15 protein-coding genes and 1 riboswitch are annotated in these 18,527 nt (G+C 70.5%); of the genes, 7 read left to right on the top strand and 8 right to left on the bottom strand.

The window, feature by feature from the left end:
- Nucleotides 1–8: 8 nt before the first annotated feature.
- The 8 genes from KLK06_RS36825 to KLK06_RS36790 all read right to left on the bottom strand — a co-directional run bounded on the left by KLK06_RS36825 (nucleotide 9) and on the right by KLK06_RS36790 (nucleotide 9,402).
- On the bottom strand, nucleotides 9–1,739 hold the full coding sequence (locus KLK06_RS36825) for a dihydroxyacetone kinase family protein (RefSeq protein ID WP_214640258.1): 1,731 nt from the start codon (nucleotides 1,737–1,739) through the stop codon (nucleotides 9–11).
- Nucleotides 1,736–2,422, bottom strand: a complete 687-nt coding sequence (locus tag KLK06_RS36820) for an HAD family phosphatase (RefSeq protein ID WP_214640257.1) — start codon at nucleotides 2,420–2,422, stop codon at nucleotides 1,736–1,738. The genes KLK06_RS36825 and KLK06_RS36820 overlap by 4 nt, the downstream gene beginning before the upstream one ends.
- Complete coding sequence (locus tag KLK06_RS36815; protein WP_308168612.1) at nucleotides 2,419–3,183, bottom strand: DeoR/GlpR family DNA-binding transcription regulator; 765 nt, start codon at nucleotides 3,181–3,183, stop codon at nucleotides 2,419–2,421. Before KLK06_RS36815 ends, KLK06_RS36820 begins: the two co-directional genes overlap by 4 nt.
- Nucleotides 3,184–3,221: 38 nt before the next feature.
- Nucleotides 3,222–4,937 carry a glycerol-3-phosphate dehydrogenase/oxidase gene (locus KLK06_RS36810; RefSeq protein ID WP_214640255.1) on the bottom strand — a complete coding sequence of 572 codons (1,716 nt, stop codon included), beginning with the start codon at nucleotides 4,935–4,937 and terminating at the stop codon, nucleotides 3,222–3,224.
- Between the two features lie 53 nt (nucleotides 4,938–4,990).
- On the bottom strand, nucleotides 4,991–5,998 hold the full coding sequence (locus tag KLK06_RS36805; protein WP_250906605.1) for a D-ribose ABC transporter substrate-binding protein: 1,008 nt from the start codon (nucleotides 5,996–5,998) through the stop codon (nucleotides 4,991–4,993).
- Between the two features lie 65 nt (nucleotides 5,999–6,063).
- Nucleotides 6,064–7,170 carry an ABC transporter permease gene (locus tag KLK06_RS36800; protein ID WP_308168611.1) on the bottom strand — a complete coding sequence of 369 codons (1,107 nt, stop codon included), beginning with the start codon at nucleotides 7,168–7,170 and terminating at the stop codon, nucleotides 6,064–6,066.
- Nucleotides 7,163–8,746, bottom strand: coding sequence for a sugar ABC transporter ATP-binding protein (locus KLK06_RS36795; RefSeq protein WP_214640254.1), 1,584 nt, complete (start codon nucleotides 8,744–8,746; stop codon nucleotides 7,163–7,165). The genes KLK06_RS36800 and KLK06_RS36795 overlap by 8 nt, the downstream gene beginning before the upstream one ends.
- Nucleotides 8,746–9,402: a DUF2291 family protein gene (locus KLK06_RS36790; RefSeq protein WP_214640253.1), complete on the bottom strand. Its 657-nt coding sequence runs from the start codon at nucleotides 9,400–9,402 to the stop codon at nucleotides 8,746–8,748. Before KLK06_RS36790 ends, KLK06_RS36795 begins: the two co-directional genes overlap by 1 nt.
- A 276-nt stretch (nucleotides 9,403–9,678) precedes the next feature.
- Here KLK06_RS36790 and KLK06_RS36785 point away from each other — a divergent pair, with 276 nt between their 5' ends.
- The 7 genes from KLK06_RS36785 to KLK06_RS36755 all read left to right on the top strand — a co-directional run bounded on the left by KLK06_RS36785 (nucleotide 9,679) and on the right by KLK06_RS36755 (nucleotide 18,520).
- Nucleotides 9,679–11,316, top strand: a complete 1,638-nt coding sequence (locus KLK06_RS36785; protein ID WP_214640252.1) for a glycerol-3-phosphate dehydrogenase/oxidase — start codon at nucleotides 9,679–9,681, stop codon at nucleotides 11,314–11,316.
- A complete protein-coding gene (locus KLK06_RS36780) occupies nucleotides 11,317–12,828 on the top strand; it encodes an FGGY-family carbohydrate kinase (protein WP_214640251.1) in 1,512 nt (503 codons plus the stop codon).
- The gene (locus KLK06_RS36775) at nucleotides 12,825–13,601 is read left to right on the top strand and encodes a triose-phosphate isomerase (RefSeq protein ID WP_214640250.1); all 777 of its coding nucleotides are present in this window, start codon (nucleotides 12,825–12,827) and stop codon (nucleotides 13,599–13,601) included. The genes KLK06_RS36780 and KLK06_RS36775 overlap by 4 nt, the downstream gene beginning before the upstream one ends.
- 25 nt (nucleotides 13,602–13,626) lie before the next feature.
- On the top strand, nucleotides 13,627–14,433 hold the full coding sequence (locus KLK06_RS36770; protein ID WP_214640249.1) for a DeoR/GlpR family DNA-binding transcription regulator: 807 nt from the start codon (nucleotides 13,627–13,629) through the stop codon (nucleotides 14,431–14,433).
- Nucleotides 14,434–14,592: 159 nt separating this feature from the next.
- Nucleotides 14,593–16,170 (top strand): M28 family peptidase, encoded by a 1,578-nt coding sequence (locus KLK06_RS36765; RefSeq protein WP_214640248.1) that lies wholly within the window; start codon nucleotides 14,593–14,595, stop codon nucleotides 16,168–16,170.
- Between the two features lie 46 nt (nucleotides 16,171–16,216).
- Entirely contained in the window at nucleotides 16,217–18,112 is a 1,896-nt protein-coding gene (locus tag KLK06_RS36760) for a bifunctional copper resistance protein CopD/cytochrome c oxidase assembly protein (RefSeq protein WP_214640247.1), read from the top strand.
- A gap of 90 nt (nucleotides 18,113–18,202) precedes the next feature.
- Nucleotides 18,203–18,287: riboswitch (adenosylcobalamin (AdoCbl) riboswitch) on the top strand.
- Between the two features lie 44 nt (nucleotides 18,288–18,331).
- A complete protein-coding gene (locus KLK06_RS36755; RefSeq protein WP_214640246.1) occupies nucleotides 18,332–18,520 on the top strand; it encodes a CbtB domain-containing protein in 189 nt (62 codons plus the stop codon).
- Nucleotides 18,521–18,527: the final 7 nt, after the last annotated feature.

Raw genomic sequence — 18,527 nt, 5'->3', positions numbered from 1 at the left:
GGTCGGGCTCAGCCGCTGTGCCGGGCGAGCACGTCGCCGACGGCGGTGAGGATGAGGCCCATAGAGGTCGCGCCGGCGTCCGGGGACCCGACGCTCCGTTTGGCCAGGGGCCGGGCCCGGCCGATCCTGGGCACGAGCCGCGAGGTGGCGACGGCCGCCTCGACCGCGGACCGGGCCGCGGCGGCCCACGCGTCGGCGAGCGCGGCGCCCCCGGCGAGGTTCGCGTCGAGGGCGTCGACGAACGGGAAGAGCGCGTCGAGCATGGTCTTGTCGCCGAGTTCGGCCCCGCCGAAGTCCTTCATCGCCGCCGCGCCCCGCCGTACGGCCCGCGCGAGCCGCGCCGGGTCGACGGGCTCGACGTCGCCGAGGGACTCCCCGATCGTGCGCAGGAACAGGCCCCACAGCACCCCGGAGGTGCCACCGGCCCGGTCACCGAAGGCGCTCGCGGCGGCGGCGAGCACGGTCTCGACGCCTCCCCTGGCCGCCTCGGCGGCCGACAGGGCGGCGCGCGACCCGCGAACCATGCCGGAGCCGTGGTCGCCGTCGCCGGCGACCGCGTCGATCCGCGCCAGCTCGTCCTCGTGCTCGACCACGACGGCGGTCATCGCGCGCAGCGCGTCCCGGACCACGGCGGCGGCGCGCTCCGACTCGGGGCCGGCCTGCTCGTCCGCGACGCCCGCCACGACGGCCTGTCCCGGAGGCACGTAACGTCCGAAGGTCTCGGCGCGTTCGAAGGCGCGGACGCCGCCCCGGCGGAAGGCGGGTGTCTGCGCCGGGGCCCGCCAGAGCTCGTCCAGCTCGTCGTCCAGCCAGGTGATCGAGAGCGAGCAGCCGGCCATGTCCAGGCTCGTGACCAGCTCGCCGACCTCCGGCATGACCGGCTCGACACCGGCGTCGGCGAGCAGCGGCCACACGTTGCTCCAGAGCAGGAACAGCTCCTCGTACTTGGTGGCCCCGAGGCCGTTGAGGAGCACGGCGGCGCGGCGGGCGCCCGCCGGACGTTCGGCGAGGAGCGGCTCCACCAGCGCGGCGGCGATCTTCGACGCGGGCATCCAGGCGTCGGATCGGACACCGGGCTCGCCGTGGATGCCCAGCCCGAAGTCCATCGTCCGCTCGGCCACGGCGAACAGCGGGCCGGACTGCCCCGGGAACGTGCAGCCGGCGAAGGCCACGCCGAACGAGAACGTGCGGGCGTTGGCCGCGCGCATGATCCGCTCCACCGTGTCGAGATCGTCGCCGCGCTCCGCGGCGGCCCCTCCGACCTTGTAGACGGTGAACGTGCCGGCGATGCCGCGCCGCTTGTCCACCTCGGTGGCGGTGGCGGAGGCGATGTCGTCGGTCACGTACACGATGCGGACGTCGACGCCTTCCGCGCGCAGGCGATCGGCGGCGGCGGCGAAGTTCAGCCGGTCACCGGCGTAGTTGCCGAAGGCCAGGACCAGGCCGGCGCCGCCGTGCGCGGCGCGCGCGACCCGGTAGACCTGCTCGGCCGAGGGCGAGGTGAAGACGTCGCCGAGCACGGCTCCGTCGGCGAACCCGACGCCGGTCACCCCCGAGTAGGACGGGTAGTGACCCGATCCACCGCCGACGACCAGGCTGACCTTGCCCGCGCGCGGGCCGCCGGACCGGATGAAACCGGAGGCTCCGGGCACCTGGCGGACGTAGTCCGGGTAGGCGAGGGCGAACCCGTTGATGACCTCGTTCTTGAAGTCGGCGGGATCGTTGTAGATCTTGGTCACTGGCGTACTCCCTCCGGCAACTGCGCGAGGATGAACTCGCGCGCGTCGACGTGATCGGCGGCAAGGTGGTCTGCCAGCGCCGCCGCATCCGGTTTGGGCGGGTACGTGGCGTTCGGAATCCCGACGACGAGCAGGCCGGCGGCGTACGCGGCCCGGATGCCGTTGCTGGAGTCCTCCACGGCGAGGCCGTTGCCGGGGCTGATCCCGAGCAGGGCGACGGCCTCGAGGTAGACGTCGGGGCTCGGCTTGCCGCGAGGCACCTCCTCGCTCGACACGGTCGCGGTGAACAGGCCGGCCAGGTCGTGATGGTGGAGCACCGCGTCGATGGCCCGGCGGGCGGCCGACGAGGCCAGCGCGATGGGGACGCGGGCGCTCACGCTGGTGACCAGCTCTCTGGCGCCGGGGAGCAGCTCGGCCTCACCGCGCCGGATGCGGCTGACCAGACCGTCCACGCAGTAGTCGCGGGCCACGTCCGCGTCGCCGGGGGCGCCGACATGGCCGGCGAGGTAGCCGGCCCACTCGATCGAGCTCATGCCCTGGACGGCCAGGGTGTCGGACAGCTCCCACGGGCGCCCTCGGGATTCGGAGAAGTCGCGCCAGACCTCCTCCCAGAGGTGCTCGCTCTCGATGATCACACCGTCCAGGTCGAAGACGACCCCCTCGATGGTCTGGGCATGGGTCATGAGGCCACCTCCACGGTCGCTCCGGCCGCCTCAAGGGCGTCGAGCGCCTGCGGGCTCGCCTCGGAGTCGGTGATCACTAGGTCGAAGACGGACAGGGGAGCCAGCCCGTGCAGCGCGGTCTTGTCCAGCTTGCTGCTGTCCACCAGCAGGTAGCGCACCGAGGCGGACCCGATCATCGCCCGCTTGAACGCCACGATGCGCTCCTCCTGGTGGTAGGCGTGGCCGGCCGCGACGGCCGAGGTGGACATGAACAGCACGTCGGCGTGAATGGCCTTGATGACCTCGATGGCGTGCATGCCCTGGAAGGAGTCGTGCAGCGGGTCATAGTCGCCGCCGATCCCGATGACGCGGATGTCCGGCAGGGCGGTCAGATCCTTGAGCGCGGCCATGAAGTTCGTGGCGACGTGCAGCGGCGCGTACTCCGCGAGGCCGGGGACCATGTGCAGGACCGTCGTGGAGTCGTCGAGCATCACGGACATGCCGGGTTCGACGTGGCGCAGCGCCGCCTGGGCGATCCGGCGCTTGTGCTCGATGGCGGTCGCGTGCCGGAACGCCACGCGGGCCTCGAACACCCCGCTCGGCAGGGCGGTCGCGACGCCGCGCGCCTTGCGCAGGACGCCCTGCCGCTCGAGCTCGTCGAGGTCACGGTGAATCGTCATGACGCTGACGCCGAACATCTCCGCGAGTTCCTGCGCCGTCATCGACCCCTCCCCCAGGATGAGGTCGGCGATCTGGTTCTGGCGAGCCTTGTTCTTTCGCACGGGGGCTCTTTCGGCGTGGGGGACAGTTTCAGGATTCGTCATAGTCGATCACCGTCGGCCACGCGAAGCCGGGGGTCCCTGACGACCTCGCGGGCGGCCACTGCCGACTCGTCGTCGGGGAGCCGCTGGGCGGCCAGTTCCGCCTCGATCCGGGCGAGGGAGAAGTCGAGCTCCTTCCGCACCCGCTCGGCATCCCAGCCGAGCGCCGCGCCCATCACCGGGGCGACCGCGCGCGCGGCGGCGGCACCCCGATCGTGCGTCTCGATCGCGATGTGGGTACGGCGGGTCAGAACGTCGTCGAGGTGCAGCGCGCCCTCATGCGTCACGGCGTAGACCGCCTCGGCGAGCAGGTAGTCCGGCGCGCCGTCGATGGGCCGCCCGAGTTCGGGCCGTTCGACGATCATGGCGATCAGGTCCTCGGTCAGCGAGCCGTAGCGACCGAGGAGGTGGTCGGTCTGCTCCGGAGTGAGGCCGCCGGACGCGGCGAGGCCGGCCGCGCGCGCCCTGGTCTCGGCGTAGCCGACGGCGCCGATCAGGGGGACGCTCTGGGTCCGCGACGGGGGCGCCTCTCGGCCGAGTCCCTTCACCGCCTCGTCGATCGCGTCCTTGGCCATGATCCGGTAAGTGGTGTACTTGCCGCCCGCGATCGTGGTGAACCCCGGGACGGAGGTCTCCACCGCGTGCTCCCGGCTGAGCTTGCTGGTGGTGCCGGCCTCGCCGTGGATGAGGGGGCGGAGGCCGACGAAGACGCCGTCGACGTCGTCCCGGCCGAGCTCGGTCTCCAGCACGGCGTTCACGTTGCGCAGCAGGTAGTCGATGTCGGTCGAGGTCGCCGCCGGATGGTCGAGCCCGGCCGTCCACGCCGTGTCCGTGGTGCCGATCAGCCAGTGGCGGCCCCAGCTCCGTACGAACAGGACGCTGTCCTCGGCGCGGACGAAGAGCGAGACGTCGCTGCGGATCCGCTCCCGCGGCACCATGATGTGGACGCCCTTGGAGGCTTTCACCGTGAAGCCGGGCCTGCCGCCCGCGAGCCTCGCCAGCCCGTCGGTCCAGACGCCGGCGGCGTTGACCACGTGCCTGGCGCGGATGGTGAAGGTCTCTCCGGTCTCCAGGTCCTGTACCTCCGCGCCGCGGACGGCGCCGCCGGACCTGGTCAGCCCGACGACCTTGACGGCGGAGGCGACCTCCGCGCCGTGAGCCGCCGCGGTGCGTACGAGTTCCAGGGTGTGGCGCGAGTCGTCGACCTGGGTGTCGTAGAACGTGATCGCGCCGATCAGCCCGCTCTGCTTGACACCGGGCGCGAGGCGCCGCACCGCGCCGCGGGACAGGTGCCGGTGGCGGGGAACGGCACCGGCGCCGCCCAGGGTGTCGTAGAGCAGGAGACCCGCGCCCACGTAGGCGCGCTCCCAGAGCCGCCGGCGGAGCGGGTAGAGGAAGCGGATGGGCTTCACCAGGTGCGGCGCGATGTCCTTCAGCAGCAGCCTGCGCTCGCGCAGCGACTCGCGCACGAGGCCGAAGTCGAACCGCTCCAGGTAGCGGAGACCGCCGTGAATGAGCTTGCCCGATCGGCTGGACGTGCCGGCCGCGTAGTCACGCATCTCGACGAGGGCGACGGCCAGCCCGCGGGTGGCCGCGTCCAGGGCGGCCCCGGCTCCGGTGACGCCGCCGCCTATGACGAGGACGTCGTACTCCGTGCGGGCGAGTCGGGCCAGCGCTTCCGCGCGCCCCGCCGGGCTGAGCTGGCCGTTCGGCATGCGCTATCGGGCCCTTTCTGGCAGATAGTAGGGATACTGGATTCCAGGCGCGCTCACTTGTCCATGACGAACGGCGCCTTGTACTTGTCGACGTTGTCCTTGGTGATGAGCACGCAGTCGATGCTCTGCTTCTCGTCGGCGACGCCGGTCTTGCCGCTCTTGAGGTACTCGACGGCCTGGGCGACGGCGTTCGTCGTCCCCTGGACGATGGGCTGGAGCACCGTGGCCACCATGGTCCCGGCGCGCACCGCCTCGACCGCGTCGGCGTTCCCGTCGAAGCCGAGCACCTTCACCTTGTTGATCTTCTTGGCGTCGGTGAGGGCCTCGATCGCGCCGAGGGCCATCTCGTCGTTGCCGGCGATGACGCCGGTGATGTCGGGGTGGGCGGCCAGCAGGCCCTCCATCTTGTCCTTGCCCTGGGCGCGGTCCCAGTTCGCCGTCTCCTGGCCGACCTTCTTGAGGTCGGGGTAGGCGGAGATGACGGCCGCGTAGCCGTCGGAGCGCACCTTGGCGTTGTTGTCGGTCGGGTTGCCGAACAGCTCGACGTACTTGCCCTTGCCGTCCATCGCCTTCACCCAGGCCTCGGCGCCGATCGTGGCGCCCTGGGCGTTGTTGGAGATGATCTGCGACTTGGCGATCCCCTGCTTGGAGATCTCGGCGTTCACCAGCAGCACCGGGATGCCGGCGTCGGTCGCCTTCTGGACGGCGGCCACGGACTCGTCGGCACCGGCCGGGTCGAGGATGATGGCCTTGACCTTGTTGCTGATGGCGGTGTCGATCAGCTGGTTCTGCTTGTCGGGATCGGCCCCGTGGGCGTTGACCGTGGCCTGGAAGCCGGCCTTCTCGATCTCGGCCTTGGCGGTGTTCGCCTCCGCCTGCCAGTAGGAGTTGGCCAGGTCCACCGTGATGACGGCGATGGTCCCGCCCTGGGACGCGCCGGCCGAGGCGGGTGCGGCGCTCTTGGCGGAGCTCGAGGCGGAATCGGAGCCTGAGGAGCCGCAGGCGGCGAGGCCGAGTGCCATCACACCGGTCGCTGCTATGGCGGCGATCTTTCGGAACATGTGGAGCCTTTCGCGAACACTGGTAGTGCAGACGGCGCGCAGCGAGCCGTCCGGGGTACGTCGGGTCACACCGGGGCGGTCATGCGCTCCGACGGCTTGGGGGGTGACAGCGCGGCCTTGGCCGACCGGCGCTTCTGGAGGGTCTGCTGGAGCTGGTCCAGCGCGACCGCGATGATGATCACGGCGCCCTTGATGATCTGCTGCCAGAACTGGGAGACCCCGACGAGGACGAGGCCGTCCACGAGGAAGCCGATGACGAAGGCGCCGATGAGGGTGCCGCGGATCGTGCCGCGGCCGCCCGAGAGCGCGGCGCCGCCGATCACCACGGCGGCGATGGCGTTGAGCTCGAAGAACTCGCCTGCCGCCGGGGTGGCCGAGGACAGATCGGCCGTCAGGAGCAGGCCGACGGCCGCCGCGCACAGCCCGGACAGGACGTAGATGCGGGTCTTGACCTTCTTGACCGGGACGCCGGACAGCTCGGCCGCGCGCTCGTTCCCGCCGGTCGCGTACAGCCAGCGGCCGAACGGGCTCTTGCTGAGCACCACCGCGAACACCACGGCGAACAGGATCATCGCCCAGACCGGCATGGGCAGCCCGAGAGGCGAGCTCTTGAGGAAGGTGAGGAAGCCGGTGTTGCCCAGCCCCGCCTGCCCATTGAGCTTGGAGAACGGGGTGCCGTTCGTGATCAGGAGCGCGATGCCGCGGGCGACGTACAGCATGCCGAGCGTCGCGATGAACGGCGCGACCTTGAGCCGGGTCACCACCACCCCGTTGACCCACCCGGCGAGGGTCCCGACGCCGAGGGAGACGACGATCACGACCCAGACGGCGGGGTAGACGAAGAGGTCGAGGCTGTTGAGCTTGAGTCCTTCGAGCAGCATGCCGGCGATGACGCCGGACAGGCCGACGATCGAGCCGACCGACAGGTCGATGCCGCCGTTGAGGATCACCAGGAGCATCCCGATCGCCAGGATCGCGTTCATCGCGACGTGCCGGGTCATGACGATGAGGTTGTCGGCGCTGAGGAAGTTGGGCGACAGCAGCGAGAAGACGACCACGATGAGGAGCAGCGCGAGCAGCGCGCGCCCCTCGATCATCAGGGCCCTGGTGTTGATCTTGCGGAGGGCGCGCGGCGCCGTCGCTTTCACGGCGGCCTGGCTCAACTCACTCACTGGCGGTTCCCATCGGCTGGATGCCGACCTCGGATTCTCCTGAGGCGGCCATGATCTCTTCACGTGAGGCCGTGCGCGGGTCGAACTCCCGGATGACGCGGCCCTTGGACATCACGACGATGCGATGCGACGCGGTGATCGCCTCGCCGATCTCACTGGTCACGTAGAGGACCGCGAGGCCCTTGCGCGCCTCGCGGAAGAGCAGGGAGAAGATCTCGCCCTTGGCGCCGACGTCGATGCCACGGGTCGGCTCGTCGAGAAGGAGCACCTTCGGGCCGGTGAGCAGCATCTTGCCGATCACCACTTTCTGCTGGTTCCCGCCGCTCAGCGACGTGATCGGCGCGGCGGGACCGGCGGTCTTCACCCGGACCTCGGAGATCCCGTCCCTGATCCGGGCGGCCTCGCGTCCACGGGAGATGAAGCTGGAGACGACGAAGGATCGCGTCAGCTCCAGCAGGCTCGACAGGGACAGGTTCTGGCCGACGGACATCGACTGGACCAGCCCGTCACGCTGCCGGTCCTCGGGGACGAGGCCGATGCCGAGGTCGATCCGCTCGGCGATGGACGTGCCGGAGAGGTCCCGGCCACCGAGCTCGACTCGGCCGGAGGCTATCCCCCCACGGCCGGCCAGGGCCTCGACCAGCTCGGTCCGGCCGGCGCCCATGAGGCCGTACAGGCAGACGATCTCGCCGTACCTGACGTCCAGCGAGACGTCGTTGACCGCGAGGCGGCCCTCCCCGGTGGCGTCGACGACTTTGAGGTTGCGGATGCTCAGCGCGACGTCACCGCGGTCGCGCTCCGCGTCGCGGAAGTCGTACTCGGCGGCCCGCCCGACCATCTTGCCGACGACCCAGGACAAGTCGATGTCGGCCGCGTCCGCGGTGGCCACCAGCTCGCCGTCGCGGAACACGACCGCGTGATCGGAGATCTCGATCGCCTCCTCCAGGTGGTGGGAGATGTAGACGATCGCGACCCCGTTGCCGGTGAGGTCCTTGATGACCTTGAAGAGGACCTCGGCCTCCGGGGCGCTGAGCGCGGAGGTGGGCTCGTCCATGATCAGGATGCGGGCGTCCAGCGCGAGGGCGCGGGCGATCTCGACGATCTGCTGCTGCCCGATGCGGAGGTCGGCGACGAGGGTGTTGGGGTCGATGTCCTCCTCGAGCCGCTCCATGAGCCGCTGCACGACCTTGCGCTCACCGCGGTAGTCCACCGTGCCGAACAGGCCCCTGCGCTCGCGGCCGATGAAGATGTTGTCGCGCACGCTCATGTTCGGGCAGAGGTTGAGCTCCTGATGGATGATCGAGATGCCCCGCTCGACCGCCTGATTGGGCGAGCTCAGCTCGATCCGCTCCCCATCGAGTTCGAGGTGTCCCGAGGTCGGGGATTCGACACCGGCGATGATCTTCATCAGCGTCGACTTGCCGGCCCCGTTCTCACCGAACAGGACGGTGACCTTGCCCCGGTGCACCTCGAAGTTGACCCCTTTGAGGGCCTGCGTCGCGCCGTAGTGCTTGGTGATGTCCACCGCCCGCAGGACGACGTCGGACCGGTCGGGGCTCGCGGCTTCCCGGAACATCAGCCCGCCACCTCGATCTTGACCGGCGTGACGAGGTAGCTGCCCTCCGGGCCGGTGTTGGTGACGTAGACGGCGACCACCGACGCCTTCGCGCCCCGCGCCGCGGCGACGTCGACCTTGCCGGCCACGTCCGCGAGCACCTTGGCCTTCAGCTCGTTGGCGACCTGCTGGTAGTCGGTCTGGTTCTGGAAGTCCTTGAACTTGAGGGTGCCGGGGACGTCGCGCAGGGCCGTGCCGTTGGCGGCCTGGCCCACCGCGACGCGGACCACGCTGCCTTTGGGCAGCCCCGCCACGTCGACGGTGAGCAGACCCGCTTCGGCCTCGGTGACCTTGCCGGTGAAGCGCACCGGGATCGCGTACTTGTCGGTGCCCGCGATGTTGCCGTACTTCTTGCCGGCGGCCTCGGGGTCGTCGGCGACCGCGGTGGCGACCTCCTTGAGGTCCACGGCCTTCGCCTCGACGGCGCTCACGATCTTGGGGTACTGGGCGGCGGCGAAGTCCTTGGCGTTGAACTCCGCGGGGTTGAGCGCGGTGACCTCTTTTCCGGACAGGAACCTGGTGTCCATGGCCATGGCGACCAGGACGGCCACTATCACGACAGGCCAGACGAGGCGCGCGAGCAGGCGAGGCGGGCGGGCGGCGGCTGCGGTGCTCATCGGACTCGGGGGCTCCTTTCCGGGAAACGCACAGGTGAGAGGCGACGCGGGGGGCGAGATGCGAAGTGCCTGCCATGCGTTCATGGGAACGTAACAGAACAGAACGTTATCTATCAAGATTTATTTGTTATGTACGCTGGTAGATCTCTGGAGACTGTGACTCAGGTCACATCATGCTGGATTTATCACGCGGCTCGCGATAGTGTCCTCGCGATTTCATGTTAGAAATAACGCCGCGCATCTCATGCGGACATGAGATGATCCCTCAGGAATGTGATGAGCAGCTCCCGACACCGCTCCCTTCAGCGCCTTCAGCACGAGTTCGACCTGCTCGTCATCGGTGGCGGCGTGAACGGGCTGGGCATCGCCTGGGACGCGGCCGAGCGCGGCCTGTCGGTGCTGGTGATCGACAAGGGAGACTGGGGAAGCGGCACGTCGTCGTGGTCGTCGCGCATGATCCACGGCGGGCTCAAATACCTGGACAAGCTCGAGGTGGGACTGGTCCGCGAGTCGCTGCGGGACCGGGAGTGGCTGCTGCGCCGCGCGCCACACCTCGTCGCGCCGCTCCGGTTCGCGCTTCCGTTCTATCGGAACAACGCGCACCACCGCTTCGCGTTGCGCGCGGGGATGGTGCTCTACGACGCCCTCTCCTTCGACAAGTCGCTGCCGGTCCACCGCACCTACGGGCGCAGGAAGACCGCGGCCCTGCTGCCCGGCCTGTCACGGGACGGCCTCCAGGGCTCGGCGTTCTACTACGACGCGCAGGTGGAGTACGCCGAGCGGCTCTCCGTCGAGATCATGCTCGCCGCACGGGCGGCCGGGGCCACCACGCTCAACTACGCCGAGTCCACCCGGCTGCGGGTCGAGCACGGCCGCGTGGTCGGGGCGTCGGTTCGCGACGTGATCACCGGCACGGTCCACGAGGTGGCGGCGCGTTTCACCGTCAACGTGGCGGGGCCGTGGGCCGACTCAGTCCTGTCCGGTTCGCTACCAGCGCCCGAGCGGCTGATCGGCGGCACCAAGGGCACGCATCTCGTCGTGGAGCCGTTCCCCGGCTCGCCCGACTGCGCGATGTACTACGAGGCGCTCAGCGACGGCCGCCCCCTCATGGTGATCCCCTGGCTCGGCAGATACCTCATCGGGAGCACGGACGAGCGGTTCGAGGGCGACCCCGGCACGGTCGGGGCCGACGAGGGGGAGATCGACTACATCCTCGCCGAGACCAACCGCCTCTTCCCCGCCGCGAACCTGAGCGAGGACAGCATCCTGTACACCTACACAGGGGTCAGGCCCCTTCCCTTCGCGGCGAGCGGCGACCCCGGAGACATCACGCGCAAGCACATCCTGCACGACCACCGCCCACGGCTCGACGGGCTGCTCTCGATCGTCGGCGGCAAGCTGACCACCTTCCGTACACTCGCCGAGCACGCCGTCGACGAAGTGAGCGGGCGTCTGAGCAGGAAGACGACGTCGCGAACTCGCGGGCTCGACCTCCCCGGCAGCCCGCCCGAGGGGCCGGCGGAGTTCGGGCGCGCGTTCGAGCGGGAGAGCGGGCTCCCCGCCGCCGAGGCGCGCCGGCTGGCGCGTGTCTACGGCACCCGCGCCCGCCGGGTCGCCGCCCTGATCGCCTCGTCCGAGGCCCTCTCGCAGACCGTCGCCCCCTCGATCGGGCTGCGGGCCGGCGAGGTCGTCTTCACGATCAGGGAGGAGGAGGCCGTCACCCTCGCCGACGTGCTCGCCCGCCGGACCATGATCGGCCTGGAGCCCGACCTCGGCCAGGCGGCCATGGACGCGGTCGCCACCGTCTGCGCCACCGAGCTCGGCTGGGACGAGGCGGAGACCGTCCGGCAGAAGGCCGCCTACCTGGCCTACCTCCGGAGGTTCCGCGAGCTCGAACCGCGGTCCGTGGTCTAGATGGGACCCTGCCTCCTCGGCGTCGACGCCGGATCCACCGTCACCAAGGCCGTGCTCTTCGACGAGAGCGGCCGGGAGATCGGCCAGGCCGCACAGCGGGTGCCACACAGCTACCCGCGCCCCCACCACGTCGAGCGCGACCAGGACGAGCTGTGGGAGGTGACCTGCTCGGTCATCCGGGAGGTCGTCGGCACGACCGGTGTCCGGCCCTCGGAGGTCGCCGGCGTCGCGGTCACCTCCCACGGTGACGGGATCTACCTGGTCGACGAGCGAGGCCGGCCGACCAGGCCGGGAATCCTCTCCCTCGACACCCGCGCGGCGGACCTGGTCGCGGACTGGGAGCGCACCGGCCACTGCGCCGCGGTCCTCCCGCTCAGCGGGCAGAAGCCCTGGCCGGGCTCACCGGTCTCGGTGCTCGCCTGGCTGCTGCGCAACGAACCGGACGTCATGGCCCGCACGGCCTACGCGCTGCCGGGCAAGGACGTCATCAAACAGCGGCTCACCGGCGTCTTCTCCACCGACCCGACGGAGTCGAGCCTGTCGTTCACCAACGTGTACTCGCAGGAGTACGACCGCGAGACGCTGCGCGTCTTCGGCGTCGAAGAGCTGTTCCGCCTGCTGCCGCAGGTGATCCCCTCCCATGAGGTCGCGGGTGAGGTCACCGGCGCGGCGGCGGAGCGGTGCGGCCTCCTCCCGGGCACGCCGGTCGCCTCGGGGGCGCACGACGTCGACTGCGGGGCCATCGGCATGGGTACGGTGCTCCCCGGCCAGCTCGCGATGATCGCGGGCACGTTCAGCATCAACGAGGTCATCTCCGACGCGGCCCGGGTGGACGAGCGGTGGAACGCCCGCGCGTTCGTCGTACCGGGCCAGTGGATGAACATGTCGCTCTCCCCGTCGAGCGCGGCCAATCTCGAGTGGTTCGCCACCCGGCTCGCCGCCACCGACATGCGGGTGGGCAGCGCCGCCGGCCGGCCGTTCGGCTTCGTGGAGGAGGATCTCCGCGCGATCGAGTCGACCCCCAGTGACCTGGTCTACCTCCCCTTCCTGTACGGCTCCCCCTATCCGGTGGACGCGAGTGCGGCCTTCGTCGGACTGCGCGGCTGGCACGAGCGCGGCCACCTGCTCCGCGCGGTGATGGAAGGGGTGGTCTTCAACCACCGCCACCACGTCGACGCGCTGCGGGACGGCTTCGACGTCACCGACATCCGGCTCACCGGCGGGGCCGCCAACAGCGCCCGGTGGGTGCGGATGTTCGCCGACACCCTGGCCGCGCCGGTGGGCGTGAGCACCGTGCGGGAGGCGGGCGCGCTCGGCTCGGCCATGCTCGCCGGCATCGCGGCCGGCCTCTACGCCGACCTGCCGCAGGCCGCCGCGGCGGTCGGCACGGAGCCCGTGATCTGCGAGCCCACGCCCGACGGCGTGGCGCGGCAGGAGGAGAACTACCGGCGCCACCAGCGCGTCGTGGCGAAGATGACGGCCGTCTGGGCCGAGCTCGAGGAGAACCGATGACGTGGATCGGCACCAGCTGGAAGATGAACAAGACGCTGGCCGAGGCACGCGCGTTCGTCGACGGTCTCGTCGCCGCCCGGAGCGCGCTCGACGGGGTCCGGGCCTTCGTCATCCCGCCGCACACCGCCATCGCCGCCGTACGCGAGCGCCTGCCGTCCGACGTCCCCCTCCTCATCGGCGCCCAGAACGCGCATTGGGCACCCGCCGGGGCCTACACCGGCGAGGTGTCGATGGAGATGATCGCCGACGCGGGCGCGACGCTCGTCGAGATCGGCCACTCCGAACGCAGGGAGTGCTTCGGCGAGACCGACGACACCGTGGCGCTCAAGGTCGAGGCCGCCGTCGCGGCGGGTCTGACGCCGCTGCTGTGCGTCGGCGAACCGGCCGAGGTACGCGCCGCCGGAGGGGAGATCGACTGGGTCGCCGGGCAGGTGAGCCGGGGGCTCTCCCGGATCGCCGCGCATGACCGGCACCGGGTCGTCCTCGCCTATGAGCCCGTCTGGGCGATCGGCGACCTCGGCCGGGAGGCGCTGCCGGACGAGATCGCCCCCGTCATGGCGATGCTGTCGGCCCGCTTCGGGGAGGCGCGAAACGGGGTCGCGGCCGTTCTGTATGGGGGAAGCGTCAACCGGCTCAACGCGGCGGCCTTGCTCGGCGTACCCGGAACCGATGGCCTGTTCGTCGGCCGGGCCGCGTGGGACGTCGCGGAATTCGTGGAGTTGGTGCGCATCGGGGCTCGGGCCGGTGCCGCGGGACGGCTGGATGCGAGATAGTCGGAGGCGGGATATCGGAGGTGTGATGAAGGAGCTGCCCGCGGAGGGCCGCCTGGATCGGCAGCGCGCGCGCCAGCGCGCGATCGCCGCGGACGTGATGGCGGACGGCTCGGTCCGCATCGAGGCACTCGTGGAGAAGCACGGGATCAGCCTGATGACCGCCCACCGCGACCTCGACGCGCTCGTCGCCCGGGGGATCGTCCGCAAGAGCCGGGGCGTGGTCACCGCCCTGCCGTCCAGCCTCGTCGAGGCCAGCGACCTGTTCCGGCGCGGCCGTCAGCAGGCCGAGAAGACGGCGCTCGCCCGAGCCGCCTGCGCGTGGATCGAGCCGGGACACTCCGTCATCCTCGACGACTCCACCACCACCTTGACCCTCGTCCCGCTGCTCCGCGACAAAGCGCCCCTGACGGTGATCACGAACTTCGTGCCCATCATCGAGGACCTGACCGGCGAACCCGACCTCACGCTCATCGCGCTCGGCGGCCGGTTCCACCCCTGGGCCAACTCGTTCATGGGGCACATGACCGTCTCGGCTATCCGCGAGGTGCGCGCCGACATCGTCATCATGTCCACCTCGGCCATCACCGACGACATCTGCTTCCACCAGACCGAGGAGACGGTCGGCACCAAGCGGGCCATGTTCGACTCGGCGGCCACCCGGCTGCTGATCGTCGACCACACGAAGTTCGACCGCCGGGCCCTGCACGCCCTCACCCCGCTGACCGACTTCGACCAGGTCATCGTGGACTGGCGGACGCCGACGGAGCACGTGGAGCGGCTGCGGCGCAAGGGCGTGGACGTCACCGTGGCACCCGCGTCACGCGGTCATTGACGTCCTGGTCGTTGGTAAAGACATGCCTGAGTAGGCAGATATCCGTTTTTCAGGTGGTCGGCTCTTAGACTGACGTGATCATCTGCCTGGCGGTCGCCAGGTTCTTCCCGGCTGATGGTGTCCGAACCGCACTACACCCATGCCAGTTGGAGGAGCCCTATGCGTACTGTCACGCGCCCGGGTGTCTACCGCGCCCTCGCCGTCGTCGCGGCACTCACCCTCGCTCCGGTCGCCGCCCACGCCGACCCCGCCCCGTCCGAACGGGAGCTGATCGACTCCGTCCCCGTCCTGCTGGTCAAGCAGCACCTGCGGGCGTTGCAGGCCATCGCCGACGCCAACCACGGCACGCGCGCGGCGGGCACCGGCGGCCACGACGCGTCGCGCGACTACGTGGCCGCCAGGCTCAAGAAGGCCGGCTACAAGGTGACCATCCAGCCGTTCGAGTTTCCCTACTACGAGGAGAAGTCCACCGCGCTGATGGAGCAGCTCTCCCCCGACCCCGAGCTGTACGCCCCGACCCCGCCCGACGGCTCCTCCCTCGGCGACTTCGCCACGATGAGCTACTCCGGAGCCGGTGACGTCACCGCGACCCTGCAGAACGTCGACCTGGTCCTGCCGCCCGGCCCGACGCCGAGCACCTCCACCTCCGGCTGCGAGGCCGCCGACTTCGCCGGGTTCACGCCGGGCAACATCGCGCTGTTGCAGCGCGGCACCTGCACCTTCCTGCTCAAGGCGCAGAACGCCCAGGCGGCCGGCGCCGTGGCCGCGATCATCTTCAACGAGGGTCAGCCGGGCCGGACCGCGACCCCGCAGGGCAACCTCGGTACGCCCGTCTCCATCCCGGTCGTCGGCGCGAGCTTCGCGGTCGGCGAGGAGCTGTCGTCCCCCGCGGGCACGGTGGTCCACCTCAAGACCGACACGATCAGCGAGCTCCGCACCACTGACAACGTGATCGCCGACTCCATGTGGGGCGACTCGAAGAAGGTCGTCATGTCCGGTGCGCATCTGGACTCCGTGCCGGCCGGGCCGGGCATCAACGACAACGGCTCGGGCAGCGCCGCGCTCCTGGCCGTCGCCGAGGCACTCGGCAAGATCCCCACCCGGAACAAGCTCCGCTTCGCCTGGTGGAGCGCCGAAGAGCTGGGCCTGCTCGGCTCGAAGTTCTACGTGAACAGCCTGAGCAACGCCGCCCGGCACAAGATCAAGCTCTACCTCAACTACGACATGATCGCCTCGCCGAACTACGCCTTCAAGATCTACGACGGCGACGACTCGGACGCCACGGGCGCTCCGGCCGGCCCGCCCGGATCCGACGAGATCGAGAAGCTGTACGAGAAGTACTTCGACACGCTGCATCAGGGCCACGGCGGCACCGACTTCGACGGCCGCTCCGACTACGGCCCGTTCATCGACGCCGGCATCCCGTCCGGCGGCCTGTTCACCGGAGGCGAGGGCATCAAGACGGTCGAGGAGGCGGCCCTGTTCGGCGGCACGGCGGGCCAGCCCTACGACTCGTGCTACCACAAGGCCTGCGACACCGTGGCCAACATCAGCGACAAGGCCCTCGCGTTGAACACCGGCGCCATCGCCACCGCCGCCGTGGTCTACGCCTACCGCGGAGACCTTCCCGGCCCGGCCGCCGCTGCGGAAACCGCGGCGCCCGCCGAGGTCGCCGCCGATGCCGGTGGCGGTGCCGAGCTCCTCGGAAGATCCACGCGATTGGTCGAACCCCGATAAGGGTGCGGACGTACCCCCACATAGGGGACGCTTACCCAACTGAGGGATGCTCCCGACAAAGGAGGACGCGGTGCTGTTACCCGGGCGTCGGGCTCTCTTATACGGCGGTCTGGCCATCGCGGTCGGCCTCCTGGCGCTGGCCGGCGCTCTGTGGATCGGCGGAGGCGGACCGCCGCCGCCGATCAAGGGGCTGCCGACTCCCGGCCCGTTGACCGTCTGGGGACTGTCGGTGACGCGGCTGGCCCTGGACCTGTGCTCCATCGCCACCGTGGGAACGCTGGTCGCCGGAGTGGTCCTCGCCCCCCGCGACACGCCGGAGGCGAACGCCTGCGTACGCGCGGCGGGCTGGTGGGCACTGGCCTGGGCGGTCTGTGCGCTGATGACCTACCTGCTGACGCTGTCGAACATCCTCAGCATGCCGGCCAACGAGGTGCTCGGCGACTTCACCCTGTTGAACTTCGGCACCACCCTTCCCCAGACGCAGGCCATGCTCGTCGTGACATGCACGGCCACGGTCGTGGTGCTCGCCTCCTCCCGGATGAAGGAGGCCGGCCTCCCCCGATGGACGGGGGTCGCCTTGCTGGTGACCGCCGGGTTCGGCCTGCTTCCTCCGGTTTACGTCGGTCACGCCGCGTCGGCCGGAGATCACGACATCGCGGTCTCCGCGCTCATGACGCATCTGCTCGCGGCAGCCGTCTGGGTCGGCGGACTGGCGGCCGTGCTGGTCCACTTCCGCCGTTCGGACCGGCTCGCGAGCGTCGTGTCCAGGTTCAGCACGCTCGCCCTGTGCTGCTTCGTCGCGGTGACGGTGTCCGGCGTGGCCGGCGCCTGGGTCCGGATGGACACCGTGTCGCAACTGTGGACGACCCGGTATGGCCTGCTCGTCCTGGCCAAGGTGACGGCGCTGGTGGCCCTGGGCGTGTTCGGGGTGATCCACCGCCGCCGCACCATCGCCGCGATCGCCGATCGTACGACACGAGGCACCTTCACCCGGCTGGCCACCGGCGAGCTGATGGTGATGGCCGCGGCCACGGGACTGGCCGCCGGCCTGTCGCGCTCCGCGCCACCCGCCAGCGGCGGCCACAACGACCTGCTGGGCTACGACCTGGCGCCCTACTCGGTCGGCGCGCTGGTCACCGAGATCCGGCTGAACCCGCTGGTCCTGCTCGCCCTGGCGCTTCCGGCCGCCGGCTATCTGGCCGGGCTGCGCAGACTCGCCCGGGCCGGCGACCCGTGGCCGGTGGGCCGTACCCTCGCCTGGTTCGCCGGGCTGGCGGTGCTGGCGGCGGTGCTCGTGGGCGGCGTGAGCGGCTACGCGCGGGCGATGCCGTCGGCGCACGCCCTGCAGTACACGGTGCTCAACGTCATCGGGCCGCTGCTGCTGGCCTTCGGGGCACCGCTGACGCTGACCTCGCGGGCCATCACCCCCGGATCGCAGTACGGCGACATCGCCTCGGCCATCCTGCGCGGCCGCCTGGCCGCGCGGCTCACTCATCCGATCGCCGCCCTGGCCGTCTACGTGCTGCCGGTCGTCGTCCTGTACGGCACCGGCTGGCTGGCCTGGTCGGCCGCCAACCAGGCGGTCCACCTGCTCACCCAGGTGCTGTTCTTCGGCACCGGGCTGCTGTGCTCATGGCTGCTGGCCGGGGTCGATCCCCTGCCGCGGCCGGTCACGCGGCGGGATCGCATGTGGGTGCTCGCGGCCGTCGTCGCGGTACAGGTGGTGGTCGGCCTGTTCCTGCTGGCCGGGCCGCTGCTGGCCCAGGAGTGGTTCTCGCAGGTGGCTCCGCGCGGCGTGTCGAGTGTGGCGGCCGATCAGCGGCTGGCCGGCCTGATGTACCTGACCCTGCCCGTGCCGGCTCTCGCCGCGCTGGCCGTACGGCTGACCCGGTCGCGGAAGACCGCCCTGCGGCTCGTCGCCCAGGTGGACGTGCGGGTGTGAGGCTCGGCCGAGGGGCTGTGAGCTGGGAGTTCTTGTTGTGCGTGTTGACGCGAACGGGATGAAGAGATACGTTCCGGTAGATTTCACGATTGGCCAAGGGAAATCCGGTGAGAAGCCGGTGCGGACGCGCCACTGTATCCGGGACGTAGATCCCGGGAGCCAGGTCGCTTGGCCACCGTGACCTCGTTAGTTGGGACGCGTCATCCCCGAGGAGGCACTATGAGTGGCCTGACCACTCCCACGTCCGTTCCCTTTCCCCGCCTGCGCCCATGGCTGCTGGCCGTACCCCTGCTCCTGTTGGTGGCCTATCTGGTCCTGATGGACAACGGAGCGATCTCACAGACCGGCAACTACCTCCACGAACTCATGCATGACGGGCGGCACCTGCTCGGCGTGCCGTGCCACTAGGCGGCGA

Origin of the sequence: Nonomuraea sp. NEAU-A123, assembly GCF_018603905.1 — a bacterium.
Taxonomy (GTDB): Bacteria; Actinomycetota; Actinomycetes; order Streptosporangiales; family Streptosporangiaceae; genus Nonomuraea.
This window is presented reverse-complemented; position numbering and strand designations above follow the sequence as displayed.